This window comes from Klebsiella sp. P1954, assembly GCF_018199955.1.
GTDB lineage: Bacteria > Pseudomonadota > Gammaproteobacteria > Enterobacterales > Enterobacteriaceae > Klebsiella > Klebsiella pneumoniae.
This window is the reverse complement of record NZ_CP073373.1, coordinates 1,227,813-1,246,024: the sequence shown is the minus strand read 5'-3', so window position 1 is coordinate 1,246,024 and position 18,212 is coordinate 1,227,813. Positions and strand designations below refer to the sequence as shown.

General features: G+C 57.7%; 14 protein-coding genes. 9 read left to right on the top strand and 5 right to left on the bottom strand.

Annotated elements, in window-relative coordinates; translation table 11 throughout:
• Positions 1-90: 90 nt before the first annotated feature.
• The gene (gene moeB / locus KB890_RS06110) at positions 91-846 is read right to left on the bottom strand and encodes a molybdopterin-synthase adenylyltransferase MoeB (RefSeq protein ID WP_004141998.1); all 756 of its coding nucleotides are present in this window, start codon (positions 844-846) and stop codon (positions 91-93) included.
• Complete coding sequence (gene moeA / locus KB890_RS06105; protein WP_004176735.1) at positions 846-2,081, bottom strand: molybdopterin molybdotransferase MoeA; 1,236 nt, start codon at positions 2,079-2,081, stop codon at positions 846-848. Before moeA ends, moeB begins: the two co-directional genes overlap by 1 nt.
• Positions 2,082-2,316: 235 nt before the next feature.
• Here moeA and iaaA point away from each other — a divergent pair, with 235 nt between their 5' ends.
• Genes iaaA through gsiD form a run of 5 tightly spaced genes read left to right on the top strand, consistent with a single transcriptional unit; the run spans position 2,317 to position 8,589 of the window.
• Positions 2,317-3,258: a beta-aspartyl-peptidase gene (gene iaaA / locus KB890_RS06100; protein ID WP_004147725.1), complete on the top strand. Its 942-nt coding sequence runs from the start codon at positions 2,317-2,319 to the stop codon at positions 3,256-3,258.
• Between the two features lie 17 nt (positions 3,259-3,275).
• A complete protein-coding gene (gene gsiA / locus KB890_RS06095; protein WP_022631245.1) occupies positions 3,276-5,135 on the top strand; it encodes a glutathione ABC transporter ATP-binding protein GsiA in 1,860 nt (619 codons plus the stop codon).
• Positions 5,136-5,167: 32 nt separating this feature from the next.
• Positions 5,168-6,709, top strand: coding sequence for a glutathione ABC transporter substrate-binding protein GsiB (gsiB, locus tag KB890_RS06090; protein ID WP_002892991.1), 1,542 nt, complete (start codon positions 5,168-5,170; stop codon positions 6,707-6,709).
• Between the two features lie 46 nt (positions 6,710-6,755).
• On the top strand, positions 6,756-7,676 hold the full coding sequence (gene gsiC / locus KB890_RS06085; protein WP_002892997.1) for a glutathione ABC transporter permease GsiC: 921 nt from the start codon (positions 6,756-6,758) through the stop codon (positions 7,674-7,676).
• A 1-nt stretch (position 7,677) separates the two neighbouring features.
• Positions 7,678-8,589 carry a glutathione ABC transporter permease GsiD gene (gene gsiD / locus KB890_RS06080; RefSeq protein WP_004147729.1) on the top strand — a complete coding sequence of 304 codons (912 nt, stop codon included), beginning with the start codon at positions 7,678-7,680 and terminating at the stop codon, positions 8,587-8,589.
• 680 nt (positions 8,590-9,269) lie between these two features.
• Here the strand turns inward: gsiD and rimO are convergent.
• Positions 9,270-10,595 carry a 30S ribosomal protein S12 methylthiotransferase RimO gene (gene rimO / locus KB890_RS06075; RefSeq protein WP_004141985.1) on the bottom strand — a complete coding sequence of 442 codons (1,326 nt, stop codon included), beginning with the start codon at positions 10,593-10,595 and terminating at the stop codon, positions 9,270-9,272.
• A 232-nt stretch (positions 10,596-10,827) separates the two neighbouring features.
• The gene (locus tag KB890_RS06070; protein WP_016947476.1) at positions 10,828-12,069 is read right to left on the bottom strand and encodes an oligosaccharide MFS transporter; all 1,242 of its coding nucleotides are present in this window, start codon (positions 12,067-12,069) and stop codon (positions 10,828-10,830) included.
• A gap of 378 nt (positions 12,070-12,447) precedes the next feature.
• Between KB890_RS06070 and bssR the strand changes: the two genes are divergently transcribed.
• Both bssR and KB890_RS06060 read left to right on the top strand, forming a co-directional pair.
• Positions 12,448-12,831, top strand: a complete 384-nt coding sequence (bssR, locus tag KB890_RS06065) for a biofilm formation regulator BssR (RefSeq protein ID WP_004176728.1) — start codon at positions 12,448-12,450, stop codon at positions 12,829-12,831.
• 115 nt (positions 12,832-12,946) lie between these two features.
• Entirely contained in the window at positions 12,947-14,056 is a 1,110-nt protein-coding gene (locus KB890_RS06060) for a PQQ-dependent sugar dehydrogenase (RefSeq protein WP_004141981.1), read from the top strand.
• 2 nt (positions 14,057-14,058) lie between these two features.
• Here the strand turns inward: KB890_RS06060 and KB890_RS06055 are convergent, their stop codons facing one another.
• Positions 14,059-14,685 (bottom strand): glutathione S-transferase family protein, encoded by a 627-nt coding sequence (locus tag KB890_RS06055; RefSeq protein ID WP_020324515.1) that lies wholly within the window; start codon positions 14,683-14,685, stop codon positions 14,059-14,061.
• Positions 14,686-16,218: 1,533 nt separating this feature from the next.
• Here KB890_RS06055 and KB890_RS06050 point away from each other — a divergent pair.
• Positions 16,219-16,347, top strand: coding sequence for a hypothetical protein (locus tag KB890_RS06050; RefSeq protein WP_020806119.1), 129 nt, complete (start codon positions 16,219-16,221; stop codon positions 16,345-16,347).
• 652 nt (positions 16,348-16,999) lie between these two features.
• Complete coding sequence (gene dacC / locus KB890_RS06045) at positions 17,000-18,202, top strand: serine-type D-Ala-D-Ala carboxypeptidase (RefSeq protein WP_004191175.1); 1,203 nt, start codon at positions 17,000-17,002, stop codon at positions 18,200-18,202.
• The last annotated feature ends 10 nt before the right edge of the window (positions 18,203-18,212 follow it).

The following is an 18,212-nucleotide window of genomic DNA, read 5'->3' as shown; positions in this document are numbered from 1 at the left end:
ATCAACAAGCGGGATGGGGATAAGTCAGAGAGGAGAAAATAACGAGAGCGGTCACAAAACCACCGGCGACTCTCGTCGCCGGTGTGAGGGTCAGTGCGAGCCGCATACCTCGCACTGCGGGTGACGCATCAGCCTCATTTCGCGAAACTGGCAGGTCATGGCATCGTAGATGACGATTTTTCCGCTGGCAGGGGTGCCGTAGCCGCTCAGCAGCTTAATCGCCTCCATCGCCTGCAGCGAACCGATGGTGCCCACCAGCGGGGCCATTACCCCGGCTTCGACGCAGGTGAGGGCATTTTCGCCGAACAGACGGCTCAGGCAGCGGTAGCAGGGTTCGCCATCCTGATAGGTAAAGACGCTGATTTGCCCCTCCATACGGATCGCCGCTCCGGAGACCAGTGGGGTTTTGTGCTGAAAGCAGCCGACGTTAAGCTGGTTGCGAATGGCGACGTTGTCGGTGCAGTCGAGCACCAGATCGTGATCGGCAATCTGCGCCGCCAGCGCGGTCTCATCCAGCAAGGCATTGAGCGGGACCAGACGAACGTGCGGGTTAATGCGCGCCAGCGCCTCGCGGGCGGAATCCACCTTCGGCTGGCCGAGGGTGGCGTCGCTGTGCAGCGTCTGGCGCTGCAGGTTGGAGAGCGAGACAGTGTCGAAATCGAGCAGGGTGAGCTGCCCGACCCCGGCGGCGGCCAGATACTGCGCGGCGGCGCAGCCGAGCCCGCCGAGGCCGACCACCAGCACGCGAGCGGCTTTTAACCGCTCCTGGCCGTCAAAATCAAAACCGCGCAAGACGATCTGCCGGTTATAGCGCAGCATCTCTTCATCGCTCAGCTCAACGGTCATTACAGCCCCCCAAACAGGTGACTGAAGGGTTCGACCTCGACCCATTCGCCTGCTTCAACATGGCCGCGCTCACGCTCCAGCACGATAAAGCAGTTGCCGAGGCTGAAGGAGCTGAAAATGTGCGAGCCCTGATGGCCGGTGGTGTTCACCACCAGTTCGCCGTCCGGGTTGCGCTGCAGAATACCGCGCTGAAAATCGAGGCGGCCAGGCGACTTTTTCAGGCGCGTGGCGGCGCGGACCCGCAGGCGGGGCGCCTGAAGCGGGCCGTGCTTGCCCGAGAGTTTCGCCAGCAGGGGTTGCACCAGCTGACAGAAGGTGACGGTGGCGGACACCGGGTTACCCGGCAGGCCGCAGAACCAGCTGCTGCTGAGCTTGCCGAAGGCGAAAGGTTTCCCCGGCTTAATCGCCAGCTTCCAGAAGCCGATCTCCCCCAGCTCTTCGAGGATAGTTTTGGTGTAATCGGCTTCACCCACTGAGACGCCGCCTGAGCTAATGACCACATCGGCCTGCTGGTCGGCGGCGATAAAGGCGTCGCGCAGCTTCGCCGGGTCGTCAGGAATAATGCCGAGGTTAATGACCTCGTAGCCCAACTGCTGCAGCATCAGGTGCACTGCCAGGCGGTTGGTATCGTAAATCTGGCCGTCGCCGAGCGGTTGACCCGGCAGCTGCAGCTCATCGCCGGTTGAGAAGACCGCGACGCGTACCTTGCGCACCACCTCGACCTCGGCAATGCCCAGCGAGGCCAGCACCGGCAGCTCGGCCACCGTCAGGGGTGTCCCCGCCGGGAAGACCACCGCGCCGTGGGCAATATCTTCTCCGCGGCGGCGAATATGCTGCCCGGCTTTTACCGGCGCGATAAAGCGCACGCCGGCCTCGGTCTGTTCAGTCTCTTCCTGCATCACCACCGCATCGCAGCCTTCCGGCACCGGCGCGCCGGTCATGATGCGGATACAGGTGCCCGACGGCCAGGCGTCGTTGAACGGCTGGCCGGCGAAGGCCTTACCGGCGACCGGCAGCGCCGCGCCGTCGCGAAGGTCGTTCAGCCGGACGGCATAGCCATCCATCGCCGCGTTATCAAAGCCGGGCACATCCAGCGGGGAGACGATGTCATGGGCGGTCACACGCGAGAAGGCCTGCAACAGCGGTACAGTTTCCGTCGCGTTCAGCGGCGTAATACGATCGAGCATCTGGGCGAGGGCTGTGTCGAGCGGCATCAGTCCGGCGGTAAAATCCATGGGTCACTCCTGCGGGCAAAACAGCGAAAACGCCTATTATGGCAGAAAAGCGGCGCGGGCTGTATGCCACCTGGGTACGAGGCTTTACATCGCCCGCCGCTCTTTCTATATTCAAAAATTGTATAAGACATTCAGCAATATAATGATATCAATACCCTTATTCATGACGTGACCGGCGCCGCGCCGCGGTACGACAGGGCAGGGGCGATCCACTTCATCGTTAAGGACTGGCGAAATGGGCAAGGCGGTTATAGCAATTCACGGCGGCGCAGGGGCGATTTCTCGCGCGCAAATGACGCCGGAGCGGGAGCGAGAGTATGTGGCGGCGCTGTCGACTATCGTCGAAAGCGGGCAGAAAATGTTGGCCGCGGGCGCCAGCGCGCTGGATGCCGTGACCGAGGCCGTTCGGCTGCTGGAGGAGTGTCCGTTGTTCAACGCCGGAATGGGCGCGGTATTTACCCGCGATCAAACCCACGAGCTGGACGCCTGCGTAATGGACGGCTACAGCCTGCAGGCGGGCGCGGTAGCCGGGGTCAAACATTTGCGTAATCCGGTGCTGGCGGCGCGTCTGGTGCTGGAGAAGAGTCCGCACGTATTACTGATCGGCGAGGGGGCGGAAAATTTTGCCATCTCCCACGGGATGGCGCGCGTGGATAACGATCTCTTTTCCACTCCTGAAAGGCTGCTGCAGCTGCAGGAGGCGAAAGCGGGCGGGGAGATTATCCTCGACCACCACGCCGCTCCCCTCGACGAACGCCAGAAAATGGGTACCGTCGGCGCGGTGGCGCTCGATCTGGCCGGCAATCTGGCGGCGGCGACCTCCACCGGCGGCATGACCAACAAACTGCCCGGACGCGTCGGCGACAGCCCGCTGCCGGGCGCGGGGTGTTATGCCAATAATGCCAGCGTGGCGGTCTCCTGTACCGGCACCGGCGAAGTCTTTATGCGCACCCTGGCGGCCTACGATATCGCCGCCCTGATGGAGTATGGGCAGCTCAGTCTCTATTCCGCCTGCGAGCGGGTGGTGATGGAGAAACTGCCGGCTCTCGGCGGCAGCGGCGGGCTGATAGCCGTCGATCGCGAAGGCAACGTCGTTTTACCGTTTAACAGTGAAGGCATGTACCGCGCCTGGTGCTATGCCGGCGATACGCCGACCATTGGCATTTATCGCGAATAGAACAAGGGAGAGGGCGAGTGTCGCAAACTCACGAAACCGATACCTGCGAAGTGCTGGTGGTGCGCAACCTGAACGTGGCGTTCCGCCAGCAGGATGCGCCGGAGGTGCAGGCCGTGCGTCAGCTTTCCTTCAGCCTGCGCCGCGGCGAGACGCTGGCGATAGTGGGTGAGTCCGGTTCGGGAAAATCGGTGACCGCGCTGGCGCTGATGCGTCTGCTAGACGCGGCCAGCAGCGAGGTGAACAGCGAGGGGCTGTGGTTGCGGCGGCGTAACCGGCAGGTGATCGCGCTCAATGAGCAAACGGACGCTGAGATGCGCCGGGTGCGCGGCGCGGATCTGGCCATGATTTTTCAGGAGCCGATGACCTCGCTGAATCCGGTTTTTACCATCGGCGAGCAGATTGCCGAATCCCTGCGCCTGCACCAGGGGCTGGGGCGCGAAGAGGCGCTGCGCGCGGCGAAAAAGATGCTCGATCAGGTGCGTATTCCCCAGGCGGAAGAGATGCTCTCGCGCTATCCGCACCAGCTCTCCGGCGGCATGCGCCAGAGGGTGATGATCGCCATGGCGCTCTCCTGTCGGCCGGCGGTGTTGATAGCCGATGAGCCAACCACGGCGCTGGATGTCACCATCCAGGCGCAAATTCTGCAACTCATTGCCGTCCTGCAAAAGGAGATGGCGATGGGGGTGATCTTTATCACCCACGATATGGGCGTCGTGGCCGATATCGCCGATCGGGTGCTGGTGATGTATCGCGGTGAGACGGTAGAGACCGGCAGCGTTGAGGAGATCTTTCGTTCGCCGCAGCACCCGTATACGCAGTCGCTGCTGGCGGCGGTCCCGCGGCTGGGGGAGATGCGTGGCCAGGATCTGCCGCGCCGTTTTCCGCTGCCGGGCCAGCCGCTGGCGGAGAGCGAAACGCCCGATACGGTAGTCGCCGGCGAGCCGATCCTGCAGGTGCGGGACCTGGTGGCCCGTTTTCCGGTGCGCGGCGGGCTGCTCAATCGCGTGACGCGCGAAGTGCATGCGGTGGAGAAGGTCAGTTTTGATCTCTGGCCGGGAGAGACCCTGTCGCTGGTGGGCGAGTCCGGCTGCGGCAAGTCGACCACCGGCCGGGCGCTGCTGAGGCTGGTAGAGACCCAGGGAGGCACCATTACCTTCGACGGTCAGCGGATCGATACCCTCGCCGGCGGCAAGCTGCAGGCTCTGCGGCGCAATATTCAGTTTATTTTTCAGGATCCTTACGCCTCGCTTGATCCGCGTCAGACGGTCGGCGATTCGATTATGGAGCCGCTGCGGGTGCATGGCCTGCTGCGTGGGGAAGCAGCGCGTGAGCGGGTCGCCTGGCTGCTGAAGCGCGTGGGGTTGCAGCCGGAGCATGCCTGGCGCTATCCCCATGCCTTTTCCGGCGGCCAGCGGCAGCGGATCTGCATTGCCCGCGCGCTGGCGCTGAATCCGAAGGTGGTGATAGCCGACGAGTCGGTGTCGGCCCTGGATGTCTCCATTCGGGCGCAGATTATCAATCTGATGCTCGACCTGCAGCGCGAGATGGGCATCGCGTTTCTGTTTATTTCCCATGATATGGCGGTGGTGGAGCGCATCAGCCACCGCGTGGCGGTGATGTATCGCGGTCGCATTGTCGAAATAGGCCCGCGCCGCGCGGTGTTTGAAAACCCGCAGCACCCCTATACCCGTAAGCTCATGGCCGCCGTACCGGTGGCCGACCCGGGCCACCGTCATCCGCAGCGGGTTCTGCTGTCTGATGACGTCCCGGGCAATATTTATAAGCGGGGCGAGGAGATCGCCAGCGTGCCGTTGCAGCAGGTCGGGCCGGGCCACTTCGTCGCCCGCGAATCCGCCGATGTGCTGGGCAGAACATAACAACACATAACGCATCTTTTCAGGAGAACACGATGACACAACCTGTTTCACGCAAATGGTGGCTGGCGCTGAGTATCGCGGCAGCCCTGGCGAGCGCTCCCGCCTTTGCCGCCAAAGATGTGGTGGTGGCGGTCGGGTCTAACTTCACGACCCTCGATCCCTATGATGCCAACGATACCCTGTCGCAGGCGGTGGCGAAGTCCTTTTATCAAGGCCTGTTCGGCCTTGATAAAGAGATGAAGCTGCAAAACGTTCTTGCTGAGAGCTATACCGTGTCACCGGACGGCCTGGTGTACACCATTAAGCTGCACAGCGGGGTGAAATTCCAGGATGGCACTGACTTTAACGCCGAGGCGGTAAAGGCTAACCTCGATCGCGCGAGTAACCCGGATAACCATCTCAAGCGCTATAACCTGTATAAAAATATTGCCAGTACCGAGGCGGTCGATCCGACTACGGTCAAAATTACCCTGAAGCAGCCCTTCTCGGCGTTTATTAACATTCTCGCCCATCCGGCGACAGCGATGATTTCGCCGGCGGCGCTGAAAAAATATGGTAAGGATATCGGCTTCCACCCGGTGGGCACCGGGCCGTATAAGCTCGACACCTGGAACCAGACGGATTTTGTGAAGGTCAGCAAGTTCGATGGGTACTGGCAGCCGGGGCTGCCAAAGCTGGATTCTATCACCTGGCGTCCGGTGGTGGATAACAATACCCGGGCGGCGATGCTGCAGACCGGCGAGGCGCAGTTCGCCTTCCCGATCCCTTACGAACAGGCGCCGCTGCTGGCGAAAAACAGCAAACTGGAGCTGGTGGCCAGCCCGTCGATCATGCAGCGCTACATCAGCATGAACGTGACGCAGAAGCCGTTCGATAATCCGAAGGTACGGGAAGCCATCAACTATGCGATTAACCGTCAGGCGCTGGTGAAGGTAGCGTTCGCCGGCTACGCCACCCCGGCGACCGGAGTGGTGCCGCCGTCGATCGCCTATGCCCAGACCTACACCGCCTGGCCATACGATCCGGCGAAAGCGCGCCAGCTGCTGAAAGAGGCGGGCTACCCTAACGGTTTCAGCACCACGCTGTGGTCATCACATAATCACAGCACCGCGCAGAAAGTACTGCAGTTCACCCAGCAGCAGCTGGCGCAGGTGGGGATTAAGGCGCAGGTGACGGCGATGGACGCTGGTCAGCGGGCGGCGGAAGTGGAAGGTAAAGGGCAGAAAGAGAGCGGGGTACGGATGTTCTATACCGGCTGGTCCGCCTCCACCGGTGAAGCCGACTGGGCGCTGTCGCCGCTGTTCGCCTCGCAAAACTGGCCGCCGACGCTGTTTAATACCGCGTTTTACAGCAACCCGCAGGTGGATAACGCGCTGAGCGAGGCGCTGAAAACCACCGATCCGCAACAGAAAACCAAACTCTATAAAGAGGCGCAGGATATTATCTGGAAAGAGTCGCCGTGGGTGCCGCTGGTGGTCGAGAAACTGGTCTCCGCCCACAGCAAGAATCTCACCGGTTTCTATATCCAGCCGGATACCGGCTTTAGCTTCGAACAGGCGGACCTGACGCCGTGATCATGTTCATCTTCATGCGTCCTCTCTCCCGGAATGGGAGGGAGCGATGCTGAATTATGTGATTAAGCGCCTGCTGGGCCTGATCCCTACTCTGCTTATCGTCGCGGTGCTGGTGTTTCTGTTCGTCCATATGCTGCCCGGTGACCCGGCGCGGCTGATTGCCGGACCTGAGGCCGATGCCCAGGTGGTGGCGATGGTGCGCCAGCAGCTGGGGCTTGACCAGCCGCTGCATGTCCAGTTCTGGCACTACATCACCAACGTGCTGCGCGGCGATTTTGGCATTTCCATGGCCTCGCGGCGTCCCGTTGCCAGTGAGATTGCCAGTCGCTTTATGCCCACGCTGTGGCTGACGCTGGCCAGCATGAGCTGGGCGGTACTGTTCGGGATGGCGGCGGGGATTGCGGCCGCGGTGTGGCGCAATCGCTGGCCCGACCGTCTGGGAATGGCGCTGGCGGTGAGCGGTATTTCGTTTCCGGCTTTTGCCCTTGGTATGCTGCTGATGCAGGTGTTTTCGGTTGAGCTGGGCTGGCTGCCGACGGTGGGGGCCGACAGCTGGCGGCACTATATTTTGCCGTCGTTGACCCTTGGCGCGGCGGTGGCGGCGGTCATGGCGCGCTTTACCCGCGCGTCATTCGTCGATGTGCTGCATGAAGACTATATGCGTACCGCCCGGGCGAAGGGGGTGAGCGAAACGCGGGTGGTGCTCAAGCATGGTCTGCGCAATGCGATGATCCCGGTGGTGACCATGATGGGGCTGCAGTTCGGCTTTCTGCTCGGCGGGTCGATCGTTGTGGAGAAGGTGTTTAACTGGCCGGGGCTTGGGCGCTTGCTGGTCGATTCGGTGGAGATGCGCGATTACCCGGTGATTCAGGCGGAAGTGCTGCTCTTTTCGCTGGAGTTTATTCTTATCAATTTAGTGGTGGATGTGCTGTACGCGGCCATAAACCCGGCTATCAGGTATAAGTAAGGTGCGATTGCTTAACTGGAGAAGGCAGGCGGCGCTGAACGCCATGCCGGGCATCAGACCCGGCGAGATCCATACCCCCTGGCATGAGTTCTGGCGGCGCTTTCGTCGCCAGCCGGTGGCGATGGGCGCTGGTATTTTCGTGCTGTTGCTGATTGCGGTAGCCATCGTTGCCCCATGGATAGCGCCGTACGATGCGGAAAATTATTTCGACTACGACCGTCTGAACGAGGGACCTTCGCTGGTGCACTGGTTCGGAGTCGACTCCCTGGGACGGGATATTTTCAGCCGGGTGCTGGTCGGGGCGCAGATCTCGCTGGCCGCCGGGGTACTGGCGGTGCTGATTGGCGCGGCCATCGGCACGGTGCTTGGGCTGCTGGCTGGCTACTATGAGGGCTGGTGGGACCGGCTCATTATGCGACTTTGCGACGTGTTGTTCGCCTTTCCGGGGATCCTGCTGGCGATCGCGGTGGTCGCCGTCATGGGCAGCGGGATGGCCAACGTGATCATCGCCGTGGCGATCTTCTCGATCCCGGCGTTTGCTCGTCTGGTGCGCGGCAATACGCTGGTTCTGAAGCAGCAGACCTTTATTGAATCGGCGCGCAGCATCGGCGCCAGCGACGCCACCATTCTGTTCAACCATATTCTGCCGGGGACGGTGTCATCGATCGTGGTTTATTTCACCATGCGCATTGGGGTATCGATTATTTCGGCGGCCAGTCTGTCGTTTCTCGGCCTCGGCGCGCAGCCGCCCACCCCGGAGTGGGGCGCGATGCTCAACGAAGCGCGGGCGGATATGGTGATGTCTCCGCACGTGGCGCTCTTTCCGGCGGTGGCGATTTTCGTGACCGTGCTGGCGTTTAATCTGCTGGGAGATGGCCTGCGCGATGCGCTGGATCCGAAGTTAAAGGGGTAGGATGAGGGAAAGCTCCGCCGGGAGTCCTTTATGTTATCTGCGGCTTCAGCGCACATTGCGCTTCCGGATAATTTTCTGCGTTAGGTCTCTCATGGCGCAGGGAGCGGTGTGAGGCGGAAACGACCGCCGGACGGTTCCCTCTCCTCCCGGGAGAGGGCCAGGGTGAGGCGAAGCATCGCTGGAAAGTCCTTTATGTTATCTGTGGCTTCAGCGTAGTTTGCGCTCCCGGTTAATCGTCTGCGTTATGTCTCTTATGGCGCAGGGAGCGCACAGGGGGCGGCCAGTCGCCGCCGCCCCCTGTACCCCCGGGCTCCGGCCAGCAACATCGCCACTGCGTGGTGCCTTCGACTTTTCCCTGCAGGCTTCGGGTTGGGCCGAGGCAGCGTCCGTGCAAAACACGGCCCTCAGCCCGCATCCATGCGGCCTGCCCCGGCCTTTCGGGAATGTCTCAGCGATGTTGAGGCCGCCAGCATCGGCTGTTTCAGCAACAATGGTGAATAAATTAACGGCAGGCCGCACGAACTGTAGGCCGGGTAAGGCGTTAGCCGCCACCCGGCAATATGAAGGCATGATGACTGATAAATTACCCGGCGGCGCTGCGCTTGCGCGGACCTGGGGGGAGCCTACGGGAGGACCCCGTAGGCTGGGGAATGCGCTAAGCCGCTATCCGGGAAGCTGGACTAGACCCGGGTACCCCAGAGGTCGTATTCGTCGGCGTGCTCGACTTTCACCCGCACCACGTCGCCCGGCTTAACGCGGGTTTCGCCGTTCAGGTACACCGCGCCGTCGATTTCCGGAGCGTCGGCCATGCTGCGGCCAATGGCGCCTTCTTCATCAACTTCATCTACCAGCACCAGGATTTCGCGCCCCACTTTTTCCTGCAGACGCTCGGCAGAGATCTGCTGCTGCAGCTGCATAAAGCGGTTCCAGCGCTCTTCTTTCACCTCTTCCGGCACCTGGTCCGCCAGCTCGTTGGCGGTAGCGCCTTCAACCGGGCTGTACTTGAAGCAGCCGACGCGGTCGAGACGCGCCTCTTTCAGGAAGTCGAGCAGCATCTGGAAATCTTCTTCCGTTTCGCCCGGGAAGCCCACAATAAAAGTGGAGCGCAGGGTCAGATCCGGGCAAATTTCACGCCACTGCTTAATGCGCGCCAGCTGACGGTCCGCAGAACCAGGACGCTTCATCAGCTTCAGAATACGCGGGCTGGCGTGCTGCAGCGGAATATCGAGGTACGGCAGAATCTTGCCTTCCGCCATCAGCGGGATCACATCGTCAACGTGCGGGTACGGGTAGACATAGTGCAGGCGTACCCAGATGCCGAGCTTCGCCAGCTCTTCGCACAAACTGACCATGCTGGTCTTCACCGGCATACCGTTGTGGAAGCCGGTGCGGTGCTTGACGTCGACGCCGTAGGCGGAGGTGTCCTGCGAAATCACCAGCAGCTCTTTCACGCCGGCGTCAGCGAGGCGTTTGGCTTCGGCCAGCACTTCGCCAATCGGACGGCTCACCAGATCGCCACGCATGGACGGGATGATGCAGAAGGTGCAGCGATGGTTGCAGCCTTCAGAAATTTTTAAGTAGGCGTAGTGGCGCGGCGTCAGCTTAACCCCCTGTTCCGGCACCAGGCTCAGGAACGGGTTGTGCTTCGGCTTCGGCGTATAATGATGGACATGCTCCAGCACCTGCTCATAGCTGTGCGGACCGGTGATCTCCAGCACCTTCGGATGCACTTCGCGGATCTGATCCTCTTTCGCGCCGAGACAGCCGGTGACGATTACCTTGCCGTTCTCTTTCAACGCTTCGCCGATCGCTTCCAGCGATTCCTGCACAGCGCTATCAATAAAGCCGCAGGTGTTAACGATCACCATATCGGCGTTGTCGTAGGTCGGTACGACGTCATAACCTTCGGTGCGCAGTTCGGTCAGGATACGCTCTGAGTCCACGAGGTTTTTCGGGCAGCCCAGGGAGACGAAGCCGATTTTCGGCTGATGCGTGACATTGCTCATAGCTTAAAAAGTGTTCAATTATTGGAATGGTCAGGGCAGGAATTCTACAGATCTTTGCGAAAAAGAGTATAGCTCTGTCGCGGTTAATGGTGAAAAAGCGCCCCCGACCTGTCTTTTACGCCCCCCACCGCCAAAGCGGATCCCACACGCCCCGGAGCAGAGGGGCGGGACACGCTTCTGACAAGCCGTGCGCACAGGCGACTCAAGCCCGGCGTGGCTGCCGGGCAGAGACTTATTGCGCCGGGTTAATGGCTGCAGAGGGGGTGGCGCCGGGTTTTTTCGGCTCGCGCTTATCCTGCAGCGTGAAAATAGAGATCAGGGTAAAGAGCCCGGCGACGCTGCCGAGAATCAGATAGGTGTTGGCGAAGCCAATGGTATCGTACAGATAGCCTGCCAGCGGAGAGTAAATAGCGGTGGCGATCGAGGCGACGAACAGCACCAGCAAATAGACCGTCGAAGAGAGCTTGTGGTCGAAGTTGGCGGCGATGAATTTAAAGACCGATACCAGAATCAACGGCTTCTCCAGAGCATGCATCATTTTCACCGCACCAATCCACACCGGGCCGAGGGGCACGGCTGAGCCGACAATACGTACCGACATGATCAGCCCGGCGATGATCAGCGCCCATTTGGCGCCGGTCCGGTTAACAAACCATGGCATCAGGCAGAGGAACAGGGTTTCACCGCAGACCTGAATAGACGCGAGGATCCCGTACCAGCGGTTGCCTTCCTCCGGCGTCGGGAACTGTAGCGAGAAGTACTGGGCAAACTGCTGATCGTAGGTGTCGTAAATCTGCGTGACGAACAGGGTAAAGAGCAGCAGCATCCAGAACTGACCATTCTTCGCCAGCTCAAGGGCATGAGAGACCTTCAGCGATTCGCTTCGCGCCACATCGGCGTCGGTTAATTCAATTTTGGTTAGCATAAAGCAGATGGCGGCGATGACAATGGCGAGGCTGGCGAGCCAGAAGGCCAGATTAGGATTGCTGTCGATATATTTACCCACAATCCAGGCCGCCGCTGCCCAGCCTAACGAGCCCCACATCCGCACACGACCATATTCGAACTGATAGCGCCGGGAAATCTTATCGATATAAGAGTCGATTACTCCGCAGCCGGAGTTAAAGATGATCCCCAGATAGATCCCTCCCAGCAAGGCGCCAAACCAAAAGTTGTGCACCAGCAGCGGCGCGTAAACGTAGATAAAGAAGGGGCCCACCGGCAGGAGCAGGGCGACCAGCAGCCAGATAAGCCGTTTTTTCAGGCCGAACTTGTCAGAGATAAAGCCGAAGAAAGGCTGCATCAGCAGGGCGATAAAGGCGTTGACCGAGTAAAGCAGCCCGGTCTTCGTGGCGCTGATGCCAAGATGCTGGGTGGTCCAGATAACGAAGAAAGCCATGGTCGACGACCAGGCGAACAGGTAGAGGAAATCGAAAAGACTCAACAGAAGGTAGTTTCTTTTACCGGACGTCATGTTTCAGTTCCTTGCAAATGGGCAGAGAGAATTTCAGCGATCCGCGGGCCGCGTTCGCTGTTTTCCTGACATGTTATACGTATTACATTAATTATTTGTTATGACATCCTAATTGACGATGGTGCAACAGGTCATATGAGGTATTGTGATCATTGCTGCACTAATTTTGTCTCTTATTGCCATTTTCTGTTTATTAATTTCAGATTGAAATTAATTGTGATCGTATAACATTGTTTTTGTTATACACCCTACAATGCGTTAAAGTTGCCACATTGTAAATGATGTTAAAGAACTGGGGATTATTGACCTGGCGCATCATTTTGCACAAAAAATAACCGTATTATGGAAAGGGTAAAGGACGACAGAGGAGGAACCGTGATGACCGTTGACAGACTATACCGCCACCTTCTGCAGAAGCTTATTAACGCCAATATCGATATTGACGCCTATCTGCAACTGCGAAAGGCCAAAGGCTACATGTCAGTCAGCGAAAATGACCATCTGCGTGATAACTTGTTTGAGCTTTGCCGTGAAATGCATGCGCAGGCGCCGCGCCTGCAGAATGCCATTTCACCGGAGGAGAGGGATGTCCTTCGCCTGGCCGGCGAATCGGTCGCCGCCGCTGCACTATGCCTGATGAGCGGGCATCATGATTGTCCGCTATACATCGCTGTTAACGTAGAGAAGCTAGAACGCTGTCTGACAGGATTGACCTCAAATATTCATAAATTGAATAAATTGGCGCCAATCACTCATGCCTGATCGGCTGAAACCCAGGGGAAGTGAACGCTTCCCCTGTTAAAGGTTATGTAAAAATCCCCGCGCAAATTTCCCCGCTGGCTACCCTTTAGCCCAGAGCTGACGAAAGGAGAATGCCATGCGTCCGATCCCACTGCTGTTGATATTGAGCGCCTTAGCGCTACCAGCCCTGAGCCAGGCCGCGGTGCGGGTGGAGGTATTGCAAAACCGGCTGGCCCAGCCGTGGGGCATGGCCTTTCTGCCTGACGATCAGGGCATACTGATCACCCTGCGCGGCGGCGAGCTCAAGCGCTGGCAGCCGGGCAAAGGTCTGTCGGCGCCGATAGCCGGCGTGCCGCAGGTATGGGCCAACGGCCAGGGTGGCCTACTGGACGTGGCGCTGGCCCCGGATTTCGCCCAGTCGCGGCGGGTGTGGCTGAGCTATGCGGAAAGCGACGCCAGCGGTAAGGCGGGCACCGCGGTGGGCTATGGGCGGTTGAGCGAGGATGCCACGCAGCTGACGAACTTTACCGTGGTCTTTCGCCAGCAGCCGAAGCTCTCCGTCGGCAATCATTTTGGCGGCAGGCTGGTGTTCGACGGCAAAGGATATTTGTTTATCGGGCTGGGCGAAAATAATCAGCGCGCCACCGCCCAGGATCTCAGCAAGCTGCAGGGGAAAGTGGTCCGCCTGACGGAGACCGGAGGTGTACCGCCGGATAACCCTTTTGTCGGCCGGGCTGACGCCAGGCCGGAGATCTGGGCTTACGGCATCCGTAATCCGCAGGGCATGGCGATGAATCCCTGGAGCGAGGCGCTGTGGCTGAACGAGCATGGCCCGCGCGGCGGAGATGAAATTAATATTCCGCAGGCGGGGAAAAATTACGGCTGGCCGCTGGCGACGCACGGTATTAACTACAGCGGCCTGCCCATTCCGGAAGCAAAAGGCAAAACGGTTCCGGGGACCGAACCTCCCCTGTATGTCTGGCCGGTCTCTCCCGGGGTGAGCGGGATGGCCTTTTATTCGGCGCCGACCTTTCCCCAGTGGCAGCATAAGCTGTTTATCGGCGCGCTGAAGGAGACATCGCTGATTGTCCTGGCGGTGGACGGTAATCAGGTCCGCGAGGAGGGGAGATTACTGGAGGCGCGCGGAAAACGCATCCGCGATGTTCGCGTGGGACCCGACGGCTATCTGTACGTTTTAACCGACGAGTCTAACGGCGAGCTATTGCGGTTGAGTCCCGAGGCTTAGCCTCAGGTCACCGGGATCTGCACTACTTCGCGCCAGGCAGGACGTTGGCTAATCTGCTGATACCAGCGCTGCAGATGGGGCCGCGGTTGCCAGCTGTCGAGGATCGACAACAGATTGTAGACGAAGGGAGCGACGGCAATATCGCCAAGGCCGAACTGCTCGCCGGAGAGCCACGGCGTTTTGGCCAGTTCGTCATCCAGCATGGCGAACAGCGCTTCGCAGGCGCTGATCCCCGCGGCGATGGCCGCCGAGTCGCGCTGCTCCGGTGGCGTTCTCACCAGGCCCATTAATACCGGGCGATGGGCGGGTGAGAGGGTGCCGTTGGACCAATCCATCCACTTTTCCCCTTGCGCGCGCTGCGCCGGCGCGGCAAGCCACAGACGGTCAACGCCATACTGGGCCGCAAGGTAGCGAATAATCGTATTTGATTCCCACAATACTACCCCGGTGGCATCGTCCTTTAACAACGGCACCAGCCCGTTCGGGTTCATCGCCAGATATTCCGGGTCATGATTGAGACCAAACTCCAGCCCGGCGAGGATCTGCTGATAAGGCAGATCCAGCTCCTCCAGCACCCAGCGTACTTTCTTCACGTTGGTCGAGTTATTACGTCCCCACAGTGTAATCATTTTCGCTCCTGAGTTTGTTTCACTGCCGTTGCAGCGCGATCGGCGATCATGTTGGGATAAAGTTAAAAATCCGGCAAGCTTTTTTATTTGGCTGTTATTAAAGGTTTTTATGCTTACTCCCTTCAGCCAGGGGCACTCCTGGGTCACAGGGCCCGGAAAGTGTTTTTACTATTTTACAGGAGTAATATCTATAGGGTGTTACGCTACGAAGGAAAGGGCGTGATCATGGTATATCTTATTGATAATTAAAGCTTTAAATCATGCGCGCATCTATAAAAACGCTCCCTCTCCGTCTCGGTTAAAATCTCAATGTCGCCTGAGGGTATAATTTGATGCTGATTATTGCATCGCAATCATCTGAGGAACACAGGTTAATATTAATAAATAGAAAGTCGGTGAAAGAATTATTTTTTTACAGGGATGAACTGTTGTTTTTATCGATCGGATATACATCTTTTTCATCCCACCCAGAAAAAATAGACCATGAGAGGCGCCGACTGGCTGGAAGATATTCTGAAAAATAGCAAAAAAAACCCAGTGACTGGCACTGGGGAGTAAATTTACTCAGGGTTGCATGCTGTTCTCAAGATAATATTCGAGTCTCGAAGTATGGGTTAACCAAAGGTAACCATCAACTTCCATACAGACTACATGGGAAATATACTGTATTAAATAACCAGGAATCCACCCTTACTTTTGTGCTATTTATCTTACCTGGGTAATCACTGCGGGGGGTAAGTGGTATATAATACAATAATCAGTATTTGAATCTATAGCGTTAAACGAGCAGAGCCTGGTAGAGGACTTTACTTTCCCCGGAAGGATTTGAAAAAGGCGGTTAAAATGAATGACTGATAAGGATGGCCAGCATACTATCGCGGTGCTATCAAAACATCCCTGCAAAACGAAATAGGGATAAAAGAAGCACTGGCGAACTGCAGTCTGGAAGAGCGAGTCGTAGAGCTCGATATGGCATCGGACGAGAAGGGTAGGAGATTACCCGGGAAGAGATGTTAACCTTTTCATCAAACCGGCGTGATTAATAACGGGCAACAGAATCAGAGCGGCCCGGGGTTTTGAGAGCAATACTTCTGTATAGGCTACGGCTGTGGATGCGCTGTTATGAATGTATTTGTAAAATTTATCACCATCCAGAGTCGCCTTGAAAAAAAAAGCCCAGCGACAGGCTGGGGTGTAATTACACGCATAAAGGGATATGCCATTTTCAACACAATATGCGAATCTTAATTTATGGAATAACTGCGGGTGAGCTACCCGCTTCCATAAAGATTGCAGGGGAAACTATACTGTATTTAATGACCAGGAATCCATCCTTATCGATGTGCTATTTTTCTTACTTGTGTAATACGAAAAGGGAAAATAGCCCGATAAACTATCTTTTACCGATATGCCGACTAAAACAGGGAAGCCGTCTGCCTGTTTATCCAGTGGGCGAATAATTCATATCATTAGCGGGAGGCTCTCCCTTCCTGACCTCAATTCCTGATGGTGGCGTATAGAGGGGATAGCTGATTGATATCCTTTATCAAGGAGATTGCGCCTCCATCGGCGGAATGCTATGGCAATCGAAGCCCTGCTGAACATGGCGATCAGGCAGGCCCGATGGAGAGAAAAGTGCGGGCGTTGTTGCTAATTTCCTGAGACGGGCGTAATGACCGTCTCAAGCATAGCCCGGGAGTTCTCAACTGCATTTCAGGCGTAAATACGGCCTACAGAACCTTCAGGTTTATATTTAAGCGTCTGAGACTTCTACAGCAGCAAGCCAGATGTGGTTATTGTGAGTTCGGAAGTTGAACTGGGCCTCATGGAATGCAACCGGGCCGACATTTTGAGTTTTGTGAAGGGTATCAGCAGTAACAACCATCCCCGGTTCTCAGGTGAAGGGGGGAGGGGCGAGGCGACTGGATATCACTGGCCAGGCTTTCGCTTACCCCACACGGCCCCGCCATAATGTGAATCTATGACCAGGCAAACCACGATGAAAGACACGCTCGCGACGTCTCTTTAGTAGCATTTTTCCCGAAGACAAGTTAGCTATGTCATTGAAATTTCGGTGACTAATTGGTTTTGAAAGGCGTTTTTTTTCTTGCCATAATAAAGTTAACATTAAGGCGATTACGATCAAAAAAATTGTTCTGATTAAAGCACAGCGGCATGTTATTGCGTAAACTTTAAAAACTTTACCAACTCGCTGTTTCTTTAAGGTCATTTGTACGCTTTACTCACCGGTTGCTGCGGCGCGGTCAGAGTGGCGCGGCATATTTTGTTTGGAAAGGATACTTGGGTGGCTCTTATGATGCATGACGCTTTTTCCCTTCGCGGCCTCGCGGCAGGTTGCGCGCTGTTATTTCTTGTCGCACCTGCGGTGCAGGCTGCGGAACAACTCCCCGACGCCCCTTCAATTGACGCTCGCGCCTGGATCCTGATGGACTATGCCAGCGGGAAGGTGCTCAGCGAAGGCAATGCCGATGAAAAACTCGACCCGGCCAGTCTGACGAAGATCATGACCAGCTACGTGGTAGGGCAGGCAATAAAAGCGGGAAAAATCAAACTGACCGATATGGTGACCGTTGGGCGCGATGCCTGGGCGACCGGCAACCCGGCGCTGCGCGGCTCATCGGTGATGTTCCTCAAGCCTGGCATGCAGGTTTCCGTAGAAGATCTGAACAAAGGGGTCATCATTCAGTCCGGTAACGACGCCAGCATTGCGATTGCTGACTACGTAGCGGGCAGCCAGGACGCTTTCGTTAGCCTGATGAACGGCTACGCCAAAAAGATGGGGCTGACCAACACCACCTTTATGACCGTCCACGGCCTTGACGCGCCGGGGCAGTTCAGCACCGCCCGCGATATGGCGCTGCTGACCAAAGCGATGATCCACGACGTACCGGAAGAGTACGCGGTACATAAAGAGAAAGAGTTCACTTTCAATAAAATTCGCCAGCCGAACCGCAACCGCCTGCTGTGGAGCAGCAACCTCAACGCCGATGGCGTGAAAACCGGGACCACCGCCGGGGCCGGCTATAACCTCGTCTCCTCGGCCACTCAGGGTGATATGCGTTTGATCGCCGTGGTGCTGGGGACCAAAACCGACCGCATTCGCTTTAACGAGTCAGAAAAACTGCTGACCTGGGGCTTCCGCTTCTTTGAAACCGTGACGCCGATTAAACCAGATGCCACCTTCGTTACCCAGCGCGTGTGGTTTGGCGATAGCAATGAAGCGAAACTGGGGGCTGGCGAGGCGGGCTCTATCACTTTGCCGAAGGGCCAGCTGAAAAACCTGAAAGCCAGCTATACCTTAAATCAGCCGCAGCTTACCGCGCCGCTGGAGAAGGGGCAGGTGGTCGGGACTATCGACTTTAAGCTAAATGATAAAACCATTGAACAGCGTCCGCTGATTGTCATGGAGTCGGTAAAAGAGGGCGGCTTCTTCAGCCGGATGATCGACTTCGTGCTGATGAAACTGCACGGCTGGTTCGGCAGCTGGTTCTCCTGATGCCTGCCCG